This is a genomic window from Yersinia thracica, assembly GCF_902170565.1.
Lineage (GTDB): Bacteria > Pseudomonadota > Gammaproteobacteria > Enterobacterales > Enterobacteriaceae > Yersinia > Yersinia thracica.
The window spans coordinates 19837-37132 of record NZ_CABHXX010000063.1 but is presented as its reverse complement, the minus strand read 5'-3'; the positions used below and the strand labels follow the sequence as shown (position 1 = coordinate 37132).

The window sequence follows — 17296 nt, the reverse complement described above, 5'->3', positions numbered from 1 at the left end:
GACTTGAAATTGTTTGATTTGAAATTGCTTCGCGGGATTTATTTTTTTACCGCAATTTAGGTATAGTAGCGAAAATTTATGTTGATGCGAGAGTGAGTTTATAGCGTTAAAGTATAATATGCGCTGCATCAATAATATTACGAATAGGAATAATGAAACTATGGCTGCAATTCCACAAAAATATGAAAACGCCGAACGTTGGGCTTTTGGTGATACTGAACAAGTCGCTGATGATTTATTGGCATTAGTCCTCAATGGCACTAAAACAGCAACTTGTGCTGCATTGGATGAAGAAGGTGTCCCGCAGGCGGGTGATGTTTTTGTTGTGGTCAATGGCCGTAATGAACCGGTTTGTGCCGTCGAGCTGACGGATGTTGAGTTGAAAACCTTTGATCAGGTTGATGAAGCGCATGCTTTTGCTGAAGGCGAGGGCGATCGTTCTTTGGCTTATTGGCGTAAAGAGCATCAGCGGTTTTTTGCAGAGTACGAACTATTTTCCCCAGATATGATGCTGATTTGTATGCAATTCAAACTGTTGGAAACATTCTGATAGCAGAAATTGTGATGCAAGCAGCAAGCGCTTTTTAGCCGCGGGCTTTATCGAATGTAACGGTTTTATCGAATGTAAAATGAAGAAACCGCCACTCATAAATTTTAGCTATGGGTGACGGATCTTTGAATCATCAAGTGACCTTCATCACCCAGGCGTCTTGATGTTGGTCATAATGTTTTTTGTAGAGCAGCTTATCTTTACCGTCTAATGTTGCAGGAATACTGGTATTTTCATCCCATCCATCTAGCTGCATACACAATTCAGGATCTGATTTGCACGGGATACTGAGTGTGTTTTCACCTTTCTCCAATGGTGCGGATAATACTGCGTCATCCACTTCGAAACTTCTGATTTTTACCACGGTTTTTCCCATAAAGACTCCTTCTTTACCGAGTGGTATGAGGTATGACCAGATTGGCCGCCTTATTGAGAATAGCCGAGCTAAAAAAAAGCGCCAGAATGTGGCGCGAAAAAAATGCCGCTAGCCGCTAGCAGGGAAGCTCGGCCAAATTAAACTGATTACGACCATTCTTTTTAGAATAATAAAGCGCCTGGTCAGCAGTCTGCACCAAATCAGCCTGATCAGTAATATTGCTGTGCAGTTGAGATTGATAGACGGTGACACCCAAGCTGATGGTAACTTTGCGGAATTTGCTTTCGCCGTGTTTGATACCCATCGCCCGGATAGATTGCAGAATATGCTCCGCCACTAAACTGGCCCCTTTTTGGTCTGTGTCTGGCAAGATAGCAGCGAATTCCTCTCCGCCATAACGGGCGACAATATCGGTGCTGCGTTTCAATGATTTGCGCAATGCTCTGGCGACCAGCCGCAGACAGGCATCGCCAGAAATATGGCCGTAGCAATCATTGAAATTCTTAAAATAATCTATATCAATCATTAAAACGGCCAATGGCGAGTTTGAGCGCCTTGCCCGCATAAATTCATGGGCCAATACTTTCTTGAACTCTCGGCGATTAGGTAATTTGGTTAGTGAGTCAGTTCTGGCTTGAATTTCCAGCCGCCGGTTAGCCTTAATCAGCTTAAGTTCCAGTAACTTGCGTTCATGAATATCTTCCGCGGTGCCGTACCAACATTCCACATTACCCTGATCATCAATGCTGGGGACGGCGCGGATACGCATCCAGTTCCAGCCTTTTTCCACATGACAAAAACGTATTTCGACGTCGAGTGGTTCCTGTGTTTGCAGAGAATGCTCCCAACTTATCAATGTGGGGTGGCGGTCATCCACATGGATAGTGCGCAGCCATCTGTCTGCCAGTGCTTCTTCGCGGGTTAACCCCGTGATTTTTTCAAAGCGAGAGCTGATATTGGTGATCATGCCGTCTGGCGAGGCCGTCCAGGGGATCTGTGGGTTCAGTTCCACCATATTGCGATAATGTTGTTTACTGCTGCGCAGCTTTTCTTCCATCTTTTTCAGCGCAGAGATATCTATCATCGCGACAGACAGGCCACTGACCTGACCATTCGGATATCTGGCGGCATTGATGCGCATGAAAAACACCCGTTGTTTATCCGGCATCTGAAACTCAGCATCTGGGATGCTATCGTTACAATAGGCTTTTAGTAGGGCACTTTGCAGAATAGGGATGATGCTGGGCAAGAAATCTGCCACTTTACGGCCATTAACATCTACGGTTTTTTTACCCAATGATTCAGCAAGATAGTCATTGACTGTCAGGTAACATAAGGTTGTATCGATAAAACACAGCCCCGCTGGGGCACTGGAATAAATCGATTCCAACTCAAAAAGGCGTTTATTGGCATCATAAGGTAAATTGCTCAGATTACGGTCTATTCCCCGATAACCTTTGAATTCCCCATGATTGTTAAAAAGCGGGATACCGCTGCTTTCTACTAATACTTCGCTGCCATCTGCGCGGATACTACGATTTTGTATACCCGCAAAAGGAATGCGCGCAGCCGCGATCTTGTCAAATATCGTACCTACCCGATTAGCTTCATCTTCGGACATAAAATCAAATGGGGTTTTACCAATCACTTCATGCGGGAGACGGCCGAGCAGCTCGATAGATTTTGCAGATGAAAACGTATAACGGCCGGCAACATCAACCTCCCAGATCCAGTCTGAATTATTTTCGATGATATCCCGTAAGCTGTTCATTTCTTTTAACAGAGTAATGTCAGCTGATTTCTCCCGATTATCATAATCAGTCATGGTGCCCACTCCTGTTTAATCGCGGCTTTCCTTAGGTAGAAGTCTTTCGGCTATTATTTAAGCCCGCAGATTGTATAACAGGGACAGATTTAGTACAGCTCATTCGGAATTTTCTTATCTTTAAGTTATTTCTTAACTATTATCGCACTGAAAAATAAAGGGAAATACATAACTCTCCACGTCAATATAGGATAAATACGATATCCTCATAATTAACAATTAATACACAAGTACCAGACTGACATTGTCCTGATAGTCGCCTGGAGTTCGTTGATTCTGATTGGCGTTAATAACGGCGTGATAAGGAACAAGTTGCGCAGCACCCGTCCCTGAGCCGGGTTGCATTGAGGTTGCATTCCATAGTGTGGTGCCAGACGTGCCTTGGTAAAGCTGATATTGTAAATAGTCAGTGACGGTCGTGGAGTTCAGTTTCATTTGCCGCCAGTTGGTCACGGGGTTATCCCCAGCAGTGACATAAGTATTAAAGGTCGAGCCTTTGGTGCAGGTGAGAGTGATATTTTGGCTGACGGGGTTGAATTGGCCCACTAAAGCAAAACCACCGAAATTGACATCAGGGGAGCTATTAATCGCACAATCTTTGCTGACCACCAAGGTGACGGTGACGGTGGAAATATCGACCCCTGTACCATTACCCGACCAATAGCCACCAATACAGGCACCTAACGCAGCCACTTTGCAAATATTGTAAGTCCAGGCCAGATTAATGACGTCGGTATAAGTCCCGGCACTGATATTGACGTTAATTGCGCCATTGGTTCCGGTTCGGATATAGATAGGGAGATTTGCGGTGATCCCTGTTAAACCGACCACCAGTAGATTAGCGCTACTGTAATCCAGCACACCATTGAGACCCAGCGCTGGGCTAAAAGATCCATTGCGATAAATCGAATAAGGAATTAGGTCTCCGGCCGCGTTTTTAAGGTTAAGATTATTAGTAGTACTGGTTATTTTGGCTGACAATGAATAGGAGGATAATAAACTGACCCCCAGGCCGGAACAAGACATCGCAGTATTGCCCTGAGCATTGACTGCGGTGGTATTGGCCGCAACCGATGAACTTGGTGGCAAGGTCACAGCGCCGGGTGAAAAGGAGCAGGAGTCAGCGTGAGCGGAGGGAACCATAAACCCTATCAGTAATATCAGCAACGCGATAATACCGGAGAGGTTGCTAGCATAATCTGCTCTGATGTTCTTTTGGGTCATATGTTCTCCGTTATTTCCGCTATTTTTGTCTATTTGTCTATTTGTCTATTTGTCTATTTGTCTATTGATAGATAGCTTTTGTTTATTGGCATATCAGAGTGCCGATATTCTGTATTCCTACACTGTTTTTCAGTGTGAATTGCACATAACACTGGGCACCATTATCCGCTCGGATTATTTTCAGTTTATTATGGGGTTTAGTTTGTTCAATATAAGCAATGCCATCCCAGCCGACATAGCTGACGGGTTGGGTATCGAGGGTAAATATCGGGCTGCCTTTGGGTAAATCTTTGCCAGATTTATCAGTAACATGCAGCGTCGCGGCAGTAATTTGTTCCAGTGGGAAATCGACTAAATAACCGCTACGTTCGCTAATAGCCAGGCGGCGTTCAACTTCCGGCATGGAAACATCCGCCGGTAGGCTCATTGGGTCTATCTGGAATTTTGCCTGATAATAAGAGGTGACATTCGGAATGAGTAAATAACCGTCGTCGTTGGTGATGCCTATTAATTGATTTTCATAACTTACCGGAATTTTGCCAAAGCCGTGGGTTGATACCAGCGCAAAAGCATCATTAATAGTATTACTGGCATAGACTCCATGATTCATCATGACCAGTGATCCGCTGATTTCTCCCCAGCTACGATAATCGCTGGCATTGCCATACACGCCAACCCGACTCTCCATCACGCGGGTTCGCCAGATGAGGTCGGCTTGCTGATAACTGCTGCTTTCACCGGCGCCATTGGCATAAGCCAAATTCCAGCCAAACCCGCCATTCGTTGGGGTTGCACGGCTATAATTGACACGTTGGCTCCAGGCGTTATTGGTGTCGCGCACACTGCTGATGCTGCCCGCCCCCCAATCCCCCAGAGGGATGCTGAACACCATTTGTGCGTTATAACCTTTGCTGCCCAGCTCTCGGTTGACCGAAAAATAAAAGCTGGTATTACCCACGACAGTGGTGCTGTAACTGAGGTTGACCAGGCGGGTTCGCTCTCCTAATGCATCCCGGACATCAAAGTAACCGGAGCCGATAGAACCATAGGCACCCAGCCCGAGGCTGCCGGTGATTTGGTCTGTACGGCGACTGGGCCGGTATTCACTTTTATAATTTGCCAGGTCACCGTAATTTTCACTGCGAGTAATACGTTGCGCATTCAAACTGAAAAATGCATTGCTATAGCTGTAACCGAGTGCGTATTGATCACCGCGCCCGCCATAGCGCAGAGTTGAGGTGGAGGCCGGGAAATCGACATTTGTTTCTGTGGGGGCAATGCCACTGCCTAGCACGTCATCACCGGCTTGACTGATACTGTAGGAACCATTCAAAACGCCATAATTCCCGACCCGTAAGCTGACGCCACTTCCGGCGACATTCAATTGTTTGGCAATATCTGCCCGGCCCTCAAGTGTCAGCCAAGGGGTGGTGCCATAACGAAGCACGCCGCTGGCAACCGGGGAACCATAATCAGCAGAACGAATACCATAGTTTTGGCGTAGCATGCCGCTTGAAATACTGAAGTCCCATAAACCGGGTTTGAGCAGATTACTGGCGACATAGAAAGGGATTGAGGTGCTGACCTGGCGGCCTAATGCATCCGTGGTGACCACGGTGGCTTGCCCGGCGCCATTGATTCTGGGTCCATTATCAATAACAAAAGGGCCGGGGTTAACCATTGCCGATTGGGTTCTAAAGTTATCAATATAGAGGTCAACGGTACTGGGGATAGCGGCCTGACCTGCAAACTGGGGCAGCGGGTAAGTGACTAAGTCCGGGCGGATGGCAAAGTTGCGTGATATTTGAAACCCACCCAAGCGGACTGAACTGCTCCAGGTTAGTGAGTTAGTTATCAGGTCGCCCGCCGTGTAGCTGAGTATATGATTTTCATCATTTAATCGCCACTGAGTATCGTATCGGACATACCCTTTTTCGACGGTGATATTATCGGTATCCGTCAAACTAGTGCGATAAACCCCGGTGTTACTGAACAAACCGAAGTGGTCGAATAGGCGCTGTTCCGTCCAGGCCGAAACATGACTGGGGTGGCCACTATTATCTCCCTGACTGGCATAGACATCATAGTTAAAGAGCAGCCCAAGGCTGCTTTGAGCCAGATTATAGTCCTCTGTAGCGGCAGTATTGACCCGCTGCTGCGGTAACCATTCACTAGGAATATCAATGAGTAATTTTTGGCTATCACCTTGGTAGGTGACATGCACTTTATCCATAGTATCAATGGCAACTTCGGGCGTATTCGCTACGGATGAGGGGAAACCGACGGCTTTTAGTTGTTCGGACGTCAGATAATAATGCCCGCCACGGTATATCACCGGCACAGCTTCGCCGAAGTTGCGGCCATTAACCACCAGTTCAAGATATAAGGTCGTGTCAGGCATCACCGCAGCAGATGGCGGGGGAGGCAAATCATCCCCCAATACCGTTAGTGGTATAAATACAGGAGATATCATTGAGGCATACATCAATGTCAAAAATGGCGACAGCCTGAATTTGATAATCATGCCAAACCCTAACGTGTTTACAGTTATTCCTGTTTATCAATGCATTAACCCTGCATTAATTAATAAATAAAAGACTCTTCACCTGGATAGTCTATTGATGGGGAATAACAATAGGTTTTGGGTGGCTATTCACCAAGGCTGTTAATTGACCGACACTTGCTGACGGCGGAACTTGGAAACGCATTTCATTACCTGGCAACACGTAGCCCATCAGCCCGCTATTAATATTTTTATTCTGTAAACTGACGTGAGAAATTCGGGCATGAGTCTGTCCTTGATTACGGATCGCCAACCAGGTTTTACCGTTATCCTGAATGAACTTGTAGCCGAGATTCAGCGGAAAGAAGGTCGCGGGGTTATTCGCATCTTCAGATTTCAGACCCTCGCCATAGATAAATAACGGAATGGAGTAGCGCATCTGAAATTTCAGCCCCATATTCAAAGAGGGCATAGGTGCGTCTTCGTTGGGATCTTTGCGGGGAATTTCATCAATCAACACTCGGAATGCTTGTTCCTGGCCTGCGGGCACCGGGGTGTTTTTAATGAGGCGGATCAGCTGGCGCTTACCCGGCAAAATAGTCGCCACGGGTGGGCTGGCAATAATAGCCGACTGATTGCTGTAATCTTCCTGCCCAGCTTTTTGCTGCCAGCCTAATACGCGGATTTGCATATAAACCGGCTGACTGTCTTTATTTTCCAGCCACAGCGCCGTCGCTTTCTCATTATTGTTTATCACCGGGTCAATAGGCCAAATCAGTACCGAGGAAGCGGCATAAAGTGCGCTGTTGGTAAATGTTGTAGCCAATAAAACCATTGATGCGAGCGATGTTAATTTAACCATAGTGAACTCCTTGTCGGTAAAGTAACCACATTAAATAAATAGCCATTTAATAAGTGACGGTGACTAATAGCGTATCGGTGTAGTTCCCCGCAGTGGGGAGTGTGCTGGTGGCAAATAATTGCGCATATAAAATAATTTGTTGCAGTGTGCTGTTTGCGTTAATAACCTGCGCAGTTCCGCCGTTACTGCCATTGCCCCAAATAACACTGCGGGCGCTATTTTGGAATATTTGGTAAAACAGATATTCACCGGTGGCACTGTTGAGTAACCGCCTGCCTGCGGAAATATTGCCGGTGGTATTTGCCCCACTATTAAGTGCCAGAGTGATGCTGGGTGTGCCACTGCATTGAATCATGATTGAACCGGCGTTTTGGCTGGAGACGATATTAATCACCGTTGATAATGAAGAGATATTGCCAAAGTTCAGTGTGCCAAAACTGCTGCTATCAGCCGTTCCACTGCCTAAAATACAGCCGGGTAATATCGTTGCTTTAACGGCAAAGGGGCTAGTTAAAGTCTCCCCATAACTGCCGGTCACGGGTAAGCCGAATAAGCTCAGAACCAGTAATTGAATTAAGGTGGGGTAGAAACTGTTATGTGCCATATTACGCCCTCCCTACCAATTGACGGTGACTTGAATGGTGTCGGTATAAATGCCGGCAGCCGGAGTGCTCTGTATCGGGATCAGCCCATAAACGGGGAGGATAACGGGTTGTCCGGTGGCAACCTGTGAAACCCCCAGGGTGTTGTCCCAAATTTGGCTATGTGCTGAGTTGGTATACAGGTTGTAATTCACATGCTGACCGGTCGGCCCGCCAGTCAAATAACGGCTATTGACACTGCCGCTTTGGCCGGGGCCAAGCAACACGCTAAAGCTGGTGTTTTTGCTGCATTGGACAGAAATCGCCCCAGTATTGGCCTGGCCGGTAACCGCTATCGGGGTGTTCAGCACGGTGGTTGAGCCAAAATTTAATGTGCCAAAGCTGGTGGTGCCACCGACTGTAGTCCCCGCGATACAGGTGGGTAATAACGTCGCATTAACCGTAATATTGGCGGTTTTAGTCACGGTATAAGCCGGATAGGTTCGCAGTAATAACAGAGAAAAAATAAACCCCAATAGTGCCGTTTTATCTCGAATTATTGGTGAGTTATCTGGGGTAATATCCCATGTCATGCCGGTTACCAACTGACGGTCACGTTAACGGTGTCGGTATAGGTGCTGACACTCGGCGTTGCCTGCACCGGGACTTCAGAGTAGACCGTGAGTGGGATAGGCGTGGCGATAGCGGTGGCGGTTCCGGTGAGAAGGCCCGCGCCAGTAGTTCCCCATGGGACGGTATAGGCGCTGTCGTTATACAAATTGTAATTCACAAACTCTGAAGTCCCACCGGCCAGGCGGCGTTGAGTGCCGGTGGCATGGGCTCCGTTATCTATCGCGATGCTATAGATCGTTCCGGCGCTACAGTACAAATTCAGCGCGCCATTGGCTGTACTGTTATACGCTCGCCGGATCCGAACATTTAAGTCTGGCACCGTGCCAAAGTCGACTGTACCTAAGTTAGCCAGGCCGCCCGGGGCTGAACCGTCATTGATATAACATCCAGTAATAATCGTTAATGTCGCGCCTAGCGTCCCGCTTATGGTACCGGCACTTTCTGCTGACGGAACGGATTGCAGTAAAACCATTGCACCGAGAATAAGTAAGGGTTTCTTCATTATTGCTTCCTTAATCATATAATTTGCAGCCAGGCAATCTAGAATTGAGTTGGGCCAATGACGTAGCGCAACTGATGTTTACGACATGAATGATTAAAAAATCTAGATAATTAATTAATAGCAGCAAGATTTGAAAAGTGTCTAATTTTAATGAAAAAATCACATATCCATCTCATATTTATCATTTAATCTGTTTTTTACTGGAAAAATAATGGCGGGCATCTAACCGCCATGTTTAAGGTAAATTGATGTTTTATAACTTTAATTTTCAATATGAATCCTTTCAGCAGAGTGATAAGCAGGCAGTATCTGTGGGGCGAGAGATAACTATTGATTAGATTTATTTCTCAAGTGGCTTGCGGAAATTCCTAATGCTATGACTGCTAATAGTGCGGTGACGCCGTAAGTCAATTGCATGCCTTGAATAATATCCGTCGCTGCTGCCCATTGAATATCTTGAGAGGCCGACGCGAAAGCAAAAATCGCCCCCATGACCGATGCGCCAGTGATCAACCCAAGATTGCGTGATAGGTTAAGCATGCCAGAAACAACCCCCCGCTGATCCGCGCTAACAGATTTAATCATCAGGGTGTTGTTAGCGGTCTGGAAAACGGCATAACCTGCCGTAATCAGGCAAACTGGGACAACATAGCCGAGCACCCCCAAGCTTGTGGGTATTATCGCCAATATCATGGACCCGAAAGCGATACCGACTAATCCGCTGGAGACCATGATTCGAGCACCTAATTTATCCACGCCATAGCCTGCCGGAATACCGCTCAGCGCCGCGACTATCGGGCCAGCAGACATTGCTAATCCAACCCATTGGGTTGGCAAACCCAGCGCGCGGGAAAGATAAAATGGCCCGACAATTAATGTGGACATCATGATGGTAGCGACCAATGTGCTCATGATTAAACTTCCGCGCAATACTGAATGGTGCAATATAGCGGTTTGAATTAAGGGGAATTTCGCCCTTTTTTCTGCCCAGCCAAAGAGTCCGACACCGATGGCTGCCCCAGCTAATAACACTAAATTATGCCCATCGAATGTGCCCTGTCCCCATGTCATTGACAGAGCATACAGCGCGAGAGTTAAACCCAACAGCAGCATGCCGAGGGGATCAAAACCAGAGGGTGGTTTAATCAATGAGGCCTTATTACAAGGTAAGTAACGTGATGCCAGGAACAGGGCCAACAGTCCAAAAGGGATATTGATTAAGAACATCGCAGGCCAACCGGCCCCGGCAATGAGTATGCCGCCGAGAGTGGGGCCAAGGGCGGTGCCGATGGCGGATACTGTGCCGAGTATCCCCATAGCGCGCCCGGTTTTTTCTTGGCTAACAGCTTCACCGACCAATGCTAATGTCAGTGTCATCATGGCGGCGGCCCCTAATCCTTGTAAGACTCGGGCGGCAATCAACATTCCCATGGTCGGAGCCAAAGCACAGCCCACCGATGCCGCAGTGAATAATCCAATGCCGGCTTGTAGCAACAGGCGCTTGTTAATGATATCGCCCATGCGGCCAATACTGATGGCCGATGTGGTTATCGCCAGCAAGTAGGCTAATACCACCCATTGCGCATCCTGAAATGAGGCATTTAAAGCCTGCGTTAATGTAGGTAATCCGACATTGGCAATGCTGGTGGCTAAGGAAGAAAGCAGCATTGGCAGAGCGAGACTGAGCATGGTTTTTCGCAGATGGGCATTTTCAACTATCGGGTCAGCAGATCTCGGGTCAGCAGATTTGAGTGAGTTTATGTTGTGGTTATTCGCTTTCATGTAGAGGAGCTCCAAATAAGACTTATTCAGGAGACTATTCCATTGCATAACAGGGCGGAAGACGCACGTAATGCAGTTTATTGATGCATGTAACGCCATGTTATGACGGATTATGCTAGAGTCACGGAATGACAAAACCTGATCTCAATTTATTAATCACACTCAATGTTCTGCTTGCGGAGGGGAGTGTGGTGCGAGCCGCTCAGCGATTAGGGCTTAGCCCATCGGCGATGAGCCGATCACTGGCCAGGTTGCGCCAAACCACCGGCGACCCTTTATTGGTGAGGGCGGGGCGGGTGTTGGTTCCGACGCCACGAGCACTTGAACTGCGTGAGCAAGTCAGTCAATTGGTGCAAGACGCAACCTCGGTTCTGCGCCCGGCAGAGGCACTCAATCTTGCGCAGCTGGCGCGTGTTTTCACCTTGCGTAGCAGCGACGGTTTTGTCGAAAATTTTGGTGCGGCGCTGTTGGCTCGGGTTAACCAAGATGCTGCGGGGGTGCGGTTGCGCTTTATGCAAAAAATGAACAAAGACAGTGGGTTACTTCGCGATGGCATGGTCGATTTGGAAACCGGTGTGGTGGGGGCTGCGGCCAGCCCTGAATTGCGCACGCGGGCATTATTTGGTGACCGTTTTATCGGTGTGGTCAGAGCCGGACATATATTGAGTGAGGGGGAGATAACCGCTGAGCGCTACGCGGCCCAAGGCCACATTATGATTTCACGGCGTCAGGGTCATCAAGGGCCAGTTGATGATGCGCTGCAATTATTGGGGCTTGAAAGAAACGCCGTCACTTATGTTGACGGCATCTCGACCGCACTGGCGTTGGTGAAAGGCTCTGATTTAGTGGCCACGGTTCCAGAGCGCCACACCTTGAATTTGCGCCGTGGCATGTTCAGTTTCCCGCTGCCAATAAGTTTGCCGGCTATCAGGGTTTCGATGCTCTGGCACCCGCGAATGGATGCTGACCCCGCGCATCGCTGGTTACGAAAATGTGTGTTGGATGTTTGTGGTGATAGCGATTAGGGCAGCACATTTGCTGCCCTGTCGCCAGTTGAATTAGAAGCGCGGGATCGCCGTCCCCCAGTTGCGCCAGTCTTTTGGCTCTTGTGGGTTCAGCAAAAAGTGTTGATTGACTTCGGCTTTCGGTGCCAGCGGTGTGGTGGGGGGCGTGGCGAAAGCAATGCCACCGCGAATAAACTGCTGGAAGGTGCCACTTTTCACGACTCCACCGGTCAGGCCGAATTCGAGGTTATAGCCCGATGCCAACCAGAAAACGGTATTTTGCCGCACTAATTGCTGGAATTTCTGACTGATACGCAGAGAAACTTGCACCCGATCAGACATCGCCCCCAGATTAAACCCAGTGACGGTGCCCACTTCCAGCCCACGGAACAGCACTGGCGTGCCAATTTGCAACGAACCGGCTTCTGCGGTATCAAGAATAATGCTCAGGCCATCAAGATAGCGCGAATCGGTAATGGTGGCGGTTTGCAGCTCAAAAGTGCGCAATGTGCCCCCTTTACCCGGCTCGACATTAATATAAGGCTGGAACAGGGTATCCAGATTATTGACTCCCGCTGCGGAGATCTCCGGCGAAACAATCGAGAAACGGGTCCCGGCGCGGGTAAAGCTCTGCACATATTCGGGGTAGAGCACCGCCTTGGCTAAGACTTCATTGCGCTCAGGGGCCAGCTTGAGTGATTCAACTTGGCCAATATTGATGCCGAGATAGCGAATTGGCATACCTGCCGCCAGTTTACTGGCATCAAAAGTGCGTAAGATAATCTGGCTGCCGACCGCGCGGGCGGCGGTTTCATTGGCATAAAGTGTGCGTTTTGCCCCTTTATCCAGTGTGACGCCCTCCAGATTATCGAAACTGATGGCGCCTTTTAATGCCCGATTCAGCGGGGAGGCCTGCACGGTGAGGCCGCTGCCATTAAATTGGACTTTCGCGCCACCCTCGGCCCAGAAAATACTCTTATCAGTGAGCAGTTTGCGATATTCCGGCTGAATATAAACATCCACCTCGAACTCATTGGCTTTCGGCCTGATTTGGGTAATTTCACCCACCTGGAACTTGCGATACAGCACCACGGAGCCGGTTTGCACATCAGGCAAACTGGTGGCGGTCAAGGTTAGGGTGGTTGCCGGGCCATTACCTAAAATCCCATCAAGGGCTTTATCCACACTGCTGTATAGCGGGTATTTATTGAGCGGATCGCCTTTACTGCCCGGCAGAATCAAAATACCGCCATCAATCCACTCCTGTGCACTGGCACCTTGAATATTAATGCCGTCGATACCGAGTTTCACATCCAGCCGGCTGTTCACCACGAATTTGCTGTCTTTATGCACTAAATCCCGGTATTTCGCTTCAATTGCCGCCGTAAAACTGACGCCATTGGCTGACAGTTCGCGCGTCAAAACCTGACCAATTTTAATGCCATGCAGTGAGATGGGCTGACCCACATCAATGCCATAGCTTTCTGGTGCAGTGAGTTGCAGTTCAAGCACATTGGGTTGCTGTAACAGGCTTTTGCTGCTGGGCAGCACGGTAAAGCGCTGTTGCGGTTCACCCTCGCCGGGGATAAGTTCCAGGGTGTTGCCAGTTAAAAGTTCACTCAGTTTGGCATCATTAAGACTGATTCGCGGGCTGTTCATTTCAATACGCGTGCCGCTGCGCATTAAATCCACCACTGACGGGTCAATGGTTAATTCGCCGGTCACTTTGCTGTCCGGCTGAAGAGTCATTTTTGTCAAAGTTCCGACTTGTAAACCCTGATAAATCAGTGGGGTGCGCCCCGCACTCAAGCTGCTGCCGCTGGGCAAATCCAGTGTAATAGCCACACCGCGTTGGCTGTGCGCTAAATCGGGATAGAGCTGGAAGGGCTGATCTGGCTTCGCATTTTGGCTGTTTGGCGGGGAGTCAAAGGCAATCGCGCCATTCACCAAAGCGGCCAGGCTTTCCATTTGTACAGAAGCGCCACTTAGGCTGAAATCACCTTTAAAACCAGACACATTCCAGAAACGGGTATCATTCTTGACCAGTTTGGCAAAACGCCGGTCAATCAGCACGTCAATGACAACGCCGCTATTATCAGGCGCAATGTTGTAATCATAGACTTTGCCCACCGGAATTTTACGGTAATACACCAGCGAGCCGCTATTGAGCGAACCTAAATCAGGCGCATGAAGATGCACCATTAACTCGCCGGTATTCAGACGGAATTTGGGCTGGGTATCTAACGCGGTAAAGTGACTCTGAGGTTTGCCCTCGCCCGGCATCATGCCGATATAGTTGCCGCCCACTAAAGCATCCAGCCCGGAAACCCCGGCTAATGAGGCTTTTGGCGTGACCAACCAGAATTGAGTCCCTTCGCGCAGCGAATCTTCCATATCATTCTTAATACTGGCGGTGACTTTAATATTTCGCAGGTCATCATCCAGACTGATGGATTGCACCATGCCAACTTCCACACCTTGATAGCGAATCGGGGTGCGCCCCGCGACAATCCCTGCCGCAGACTGGAAATCAATGGTGACTTCGGTGCCGCGTTCCTGCCAGTTGTTATAAACCAGCCACCCCGCAATCAGCAGGGCAATAAAAGGCAGCAGCCAGAAAGGCGATATCCGGCGTTTATGTTTAACCTGTGCCTCAGTCGGTGTACTCGGCGTTTCCTGTTGCATGTGCATCCCAAATCAACCGGCTATCCAGCCACTCAACAGCAAGGATAGTCAAAATAACCGCAGACCCAAAATAGAAGGCTGCTGGCCCCATAGTGAAGGAAAGGAGCTGATCGCGATTAATCAGCGACATCATTAGTGCAATAACAAAGAGATCCAGCATTGACCAGCGGCCAATCCAAGTTATCAGACGCAGCAACCGCATGCGGGTTTTCAGACTGTGCTGTGTCTTGAGATGAATACTCAGCAACAATGTTATTAAGACAATGACTTTGGTAAAGGGCACCAGCACACTGGCGATAAATACCACGGCGGCGATGGGCATATTACCCGATGAAGCAAGAGAAACCACGCCCGAGAAAATAGTATCCTCCATACGCACGCCGTTGGCATAAACAATTGATATCGGCAATAGGTTGGCCGGCAGTAACAATACAATAGAGGCAATTAATGCCGCCCAGGTTTTTTGGATGCTGTGACGGCGGCGATGGCGCAAAGGTGTATGGCAACGCGGGCAGCGCCCCAGTGCATCAGGGTGCCCGGTATAATGGCAGGAGAGACAAACGCGCAGTGTTTCTCTGGGGCCGGGCGGCTGTTCTTGCGGATAAAACCGCTCCCACAATTGCTCCAGATTCAAATGCACCAGCGCCAGAATACTCAGTAATGTTAAGGTCAGGTAGGCTATTAATCCGCTACCGGCCATCACGTCGGCGTATTCTTTGACTTTAATACAGGCCACCGCCATGCCGATAAGATAGATATCCAGCATCACCCACTCTTTTAAGCGCTCCAGCATCAGCAAAATAGGGCGCAGATTCATGCCAATCCGGCTGCCAATTCGCAGATACAGTATTGAGACGGTCAATGTAATCGGCGCACCCATAATACAAAACGCCACCATGCTGGCGGTGATGGGGTGGCCCTGACGGCTCATTTGCCAAATCCCCTCCAGTAAACTGGCATCAATCCGTGTGCCGAGCAGACGGATTGTGATGAGTGGCTCGGTAAAGGCAAACGGCATCAATAACAGCATGGCGACAGCAATGGCCGTCAGCCGGGTCAATGACCAATCGCGCCCGCTGGCTATTTTCGCACTGCAACGCGGGCAATAGGCCGTCTGCTTGCCATTGAGAGGGGGCAAGGTAAATAGCGCATCGCACTGACAGCACCGCTGAACTCTGGCGGTGGACAAGGGGCGTTGAATGGCATGTATCTTCATCAGATAAGAACCCTGGCCCCAATATATAAATAATAAAGCGGATGGTAGCAGAGCAATGAGTCAAAACAAGGGGCAAAAAGGGGCAAACCCCACTGTGGGCAAATCTTTTCCATGGTAAGCGCCGAATAACCTTGTAGCAACGCGCATTTAATGATTATTTTATATAAGCTAGGCGTATCAATCGCCTCTGGCTATTCTTAGGTTTCTAATGGTTATGACATGAAAAAAGCAGAATTCTACGCGGAATTAAAACGTGATTTGAGTGCCCTGATTGCAGGTGAAACCAACTTCATTGCCACATTGGCTAATGCCAGCGCGTTAATTTATGAACGCCTTGAGGGTTTGAATTGGGCCGGTTTTTATTTGCTCGATGGCAATCAATTGGTATTAGGCCCTTTCCAGGGAAAAATCGCCTGTGTGCGAATTCCTGTCGGGAAAGGGGTATGTGGAACTGCGGTGGCAGAAAATCGCGTTCAGCGGGTCGGTGATGTGCATGCATTCCCCGGTCATATTGCTTGTGATGCCGCCAGTAATGCTGAAATTGTGCTGCCAATCACAGTTAAAGGAAATGTTATCGGCGTTTTGGATATCGACAGCATTGTTTATGATCGCTTTGATAAAGACGACGAATTAGGCTTAATCTCAGTCGTGGCGGGGCTTTGCGAGCATCTTGAGCTTTGTGACAGTGCAAAATATGTTACAAAGAGTGCAAGTTGATAGACGGATAACGTGGCAATTGCTGATGGCGTCATTATAATGACGCCTGTTCATGCCTGCGCTGGTTGGCAAACCCGTTGTAATCAGGAAATTTCATGGAAAATCAACCTAAGTTGAACAGTAGTAAAGAAGTCATAGCCTTTTTGGCTGAGCGGTTCCCGCTTTGTTTCACCGCCGAAGGCGAAGCACGTCCACTGAAGATCGGTATTTTTCAAGATCTGGTCGAACGTGTTCAGGGGGAACAGAATTTAAGCAAAACGCAATTGCGTTCTGCGCTGCGTCTCTATACCTCTAGCTGGCGTTATCTTTATGGGGTCAAAGTCGGTGCTGAACGTGTTGATTTAGACGGCAACCCTTGTGGTGTGCTGGAAGAACAACATGTCGAACATGCCCGCAAACAGCTGGAAGAGGCGAAAGCCCGTGTTCAGGCACAACGTGCTGAACAACAAGCTAAAAAGCGCGAAGCTGCCATTGCTGCGGGTGAAACCCCAGAGCCACGTCGCCCACGTCCGGCAGGTAAAAAACCTGCACCGCGTCGTGAAGCGGGTGCTCCGGTGGAAAACCGCAAGCCTCGTCAGTCACCTCGCCCACAGCAGGCTAATCAAAAACAGGCTCGGCCACCTCGTCCACAGGCTGAGGAAAACCAGCCACGCCCTGTGCCGGTCACAGATATCTCTAAACTGCAAATTGGTCAAGAAATCAAAGTCAGAGCAGGCAAGAGCGCGATGGACGCAACCGTATTAGAAATCGCTAAAGATGGCGTACGGGTGCAGCTGTCTTCAGGTCTGGCGATGATTGTGCGCGCAGAACACTTGCAGTTCTGATACGGAGGCCAA

At 48.8% G+C, this 17296-nt stretch carries 15 protein-coding genes; 4 read left to right on the top strand and 11 right to left on the bottom strand.

Annotated features, from left to right (window positions below; translation table 11 throughout):
• The first annotated feature begins 160 nt into the window (after positions 1–160).
• Entirely contained in the window at positions 161–550 is a 390-nt protein-coding gene (locus tag FTA91_RS07110; RefSeq protein WP_050116321.1) for an ASCH domain-containing protein, read from the top strand.
• Between the two features lie 133 nt (positions 551–683).
• On the opposite strand, the gene FTA91_RS07105 is transcribed toward FTA91_RS07110, so the two are convergent.
• The 9 genes from FTA91_RS07105 to FTA91_RS07065 form a co-directional block, all read right to left on the bottom strand.
• Complete coding sequence (locus FTA91_RS07105; protein WP_050116322.1) at positions 684–926, bottom strand: DUF1480 family protein; 243 nt, start codon at positions 924–926, stop codon at positions 684–686.
• A 115-nt stretch (positions 927–1041) separates the two neighbouring features.
• Positions 1042–2751 carry a sensor domain-containing diguanylate cyclase gene (locus FTA91_RS07100; protein ID WP_050116323.1) on the bottom strand — a complete coding sequence of 570 codons (1710 nt, stop codon included), beginning with the start codon at positions 2749–2751 and terminating at the stop codon, positions 1042–1044.
• A gap of 219 nt (positions 2752–2970) precedes the next feature.
• Positions 2971–3975: a Csu type fimbrial protein gene (locus FTA91_RS07095; RefSeq protein ID WP_050116324.1), complete on the bottom strand. Its 1005-nt coding sequence runs from the start codon at positions 3973–3975 to the stop codon at positions 2971–2973.
• Between the two features lie 82 nt (positions 3976–4057).
• Entirely contained in the window at positions 4058–6499 is a 2442-nt protein-coding gene (locus FTA91_RS07090; protein ID WP_145536077.1) for a fimbria/pilus outer membrane usher protein, read from the bottom strand.
• A gap of 91 nt (positions 6500–6590) precedes the next feature.
• Positions 6591–7340: a fimbrial biogenesis chaperone gene (locus tag FTA91_RS07085; RefSeq protein WP_145536078.1), complete on the bottom strand. Its 750-nt coding sequence runs from the start codon at positions 7338–7340 to the stop codon at positions 6591–6593.
• Positions 7341–7386: 46 nt separating this feature from the next.
• Positions 7387–7944: a Csu type fimbrial protein gene (locus FTA91_RS07080; RefSeq protein ID WP_050116327.1), complete on the bottom strand. Its 558-nt coding sequence runs from the start codon at positions 7942–7944 to the stop codon at positions 7387–7389.
• A gap of 12 nt (positions 7945–7956) precedes the next feature.
• A complete protein-coding gene (locus tag FTA91_RS07075; protein WP_050116328.1) occupies positions 7957–8514 on the bottom strand; it encodes a Csu type fimbrial protein in 558 nt (185 codons plus the stop codon).
• Positions 8515–8519: 5 nt separating this feature from the next.
• The gene (locus FTA91_RS07070) at positions 8520–9074 is read right to left on the bottom strand and encodes a Csu type fimbrial protein (RefSeq protein ID WP_072082741.1); all 555 of its coding nucleotides are present in this window, start codon (positions 9072–9074) and stop codon (positions 8520–8522) included.
• A 309-nt stretch (positions 9075–9383) separates the two neighbouring features.
• On the bottom strand, positions 9384–10838 hold the full coding sequence (locus FTA91_RS07065; RefSeq protein ID WP_145536079.1) for an MFS transporter: 1455 nt from the start codon (positions 10836–10838) through the stop codon (positions 9384–9386).
• Positions 10839–10966: 128 nt separating this feature from the next.
• Here FTA91_RS07065 and FTA91_RS07060 point away from each other — a divergent pair, with 128 nt between their 5' ends.
• On the top strand, positions 10967–11863 hold the full coding sequence (locus FTA91_RS07060; RefSeq protein ID WP_050116331.1) for a LysR family transcriptional regulator: 897 nt from the start codon (positions 10967–10969) through the stop codon (positions 11861–11863).
• Between the two features lie 33 nt (positions 11864–11896).
• Here the strand turns inward: FTA91_RS07060 and FTA91_RS07055 are convergent, their stop codons facing one another.
• On the bottom strand, positions 11897–14527 hold the full coding sequence (locus tag FTA91_RS07055) for a PqiB family protein (RefSeq protein WP_050116332.1): 2631 nt from the start codon (positions 14525–14527) through the stop codon (positions 11897–11899).
• Entirely contained in the window at positions 14496–15743 is a 1248-nt protein-coding gene (yebS, locus tag FTA91_RS07050) for a membrane integrity lipid transport subunit YebS (protein WP_050116333.1), read from the bottom strand. Before yebS ends, FTA91_RS07055 begins: the two co-directional genes overlap by 32 nt.
• 219 nt (positions 15744–15962) lie before the next feature.
• On the opposite strand from yebS, the gene FTA91_RS07045 reads away from it, so the two are divergent.
• Together FTA91_RS07045 and proQ are read left to right on the top strand one after the other, a co-directional pair.
• Positions 15963–16460, top strand: coding sequence for a GAF domain-containing protein (locus FTA91_RS07045; protein WP_050116334.1), 498 nt, complete (start codon positions 15963–15965; stop codon positions 16458–16460).
• Positions 16461–16555: 95 nt separating this feature from the next.
• The gene (gene proQ, locus FTA91_RS07040; RefSeq protein ID WP_038632507.1) at positions 16556–17284 is read left to right on the top strand and encodes an RNA chaperone ProQ; all 729 of its coding nucleotides are present in this window, start codon (positions 16556–16558) and stop codon (positions 17282–17284) included.
• The last annotated feature ends 12 nt before the right edge of the window (positions 17285–17296 follow it).

What these genes read in the sequence shown, in the direction of transcription:
- FTA91_RS07065 (WP_145536079.1), bottom strand. Translation starts at nt 10,838, where the DNA reads ATGAAAGCGAATAACCACAACATAAACTCACTCAAATCTGCTGACCCG.
- FTA91_RS07045 (WP_050116334.1), top strand. Translation starts at nt 15,963, where the DNA reads ATGAAAAAAGCAGAATTCTACGCGGAATTAAAACGTGATTTGAGTGCC.
- yebS (WP_050116333.1), bottom strand. Translation starts at nt 15,743, where the DNA reads ATGAAGATACATGCCATTCAACGCCCCTTGTCCACCGCCAGAGTTCAG.
- FTA91_RS07085 (WP_145536078.1), bottom strand. Translation starts at nt 7,340, where the DNA reads ATGGTTAAATTAACATCGCTCGCATCAATGGTTTTATTGGCTACAACA.
- FTA91_RS07090 (WP_145536077.1), bottom strand. Translation starts at nt 6,499, where the DNA reads ATGATTATCAAATTCAGGCTGTCGCCATTTTTGACATTGATGTATGCC.
- FTA91_RS07095 (WP_050116324.1), bottom strand. Translation starts at nt 3,975, where the DNA reads ATGACCCAAAAGAACATCAGAGCAGATTATGCTAGCAACCTCTCCGGT.
- FTA91_RS07100 (WP_050116323.1), bottom strand. Translation starts at nt 2,751, where the DNA reads ATGACTGATTATGATAATCGGGAGAAATCAGCTGACATTACTCTGTTA.
- FTA91_RS07060 (WP_050116331.1), top strand. Translation starts at nt 10,967, where the DNA reads ATGACAAAACCTGATCTCAATTTATTAATCACACTCAATGTTCTGCTT.
- FTA91_RS07075 (WP_050116328.1), bottom strand. Translation starts at nt 8,514, where the DNA reads ATGACATGGGATATTACCCCAGATAACTCACCAATAATTCGAGATAAA.
- FTA91_RS07055 (WP_050116332.1), bottom strand. Translation starts at nt 14,527, where the DNA reads ATGCAACAGGAAACGCCGAGTACACCGACTGAGGCACAGGTTAAACAT.
- FTA91_RS07080 (WP_050116327.1), bottom strand. Translation starts at nt 7,944, where the DNA reads ATGGCACATAACAGTTTCTACCCCACCTTAATTCAATTACTGGTTCTG.
- proQ (WP_038632507.1), top strand. Translation starts at nt 16,556, where the DNA reads ATGGAAAATCAACCTAAGTTGAACAGTAGTAAAGAAGTCATAGCCTTT.
- FTA91_RS07110 (WP_050116321.1), top strand. Translation starts at nt 161, where the DNA reads ATGGCTGCAATTCCACAAAAATATGAAAACGCCGAACGTTGGGCTTTT.
- FTA91_RS07105 (WP_050116322.1), bottom strand. Translation starts at nt 926, where the DNA reads ATGGGAAAAACCGTGGTAAAAATCAGAAGTTTCGAAGTGGATGACGCA.
- FTA91_RS07070 (WP_072082741.1), bottom strand. Translation starts at nt 9,074, where the DNA reads ATGATTAAGGAAGCAATAATGAAGAAACCCTTACTTATTCTCGGTGCA.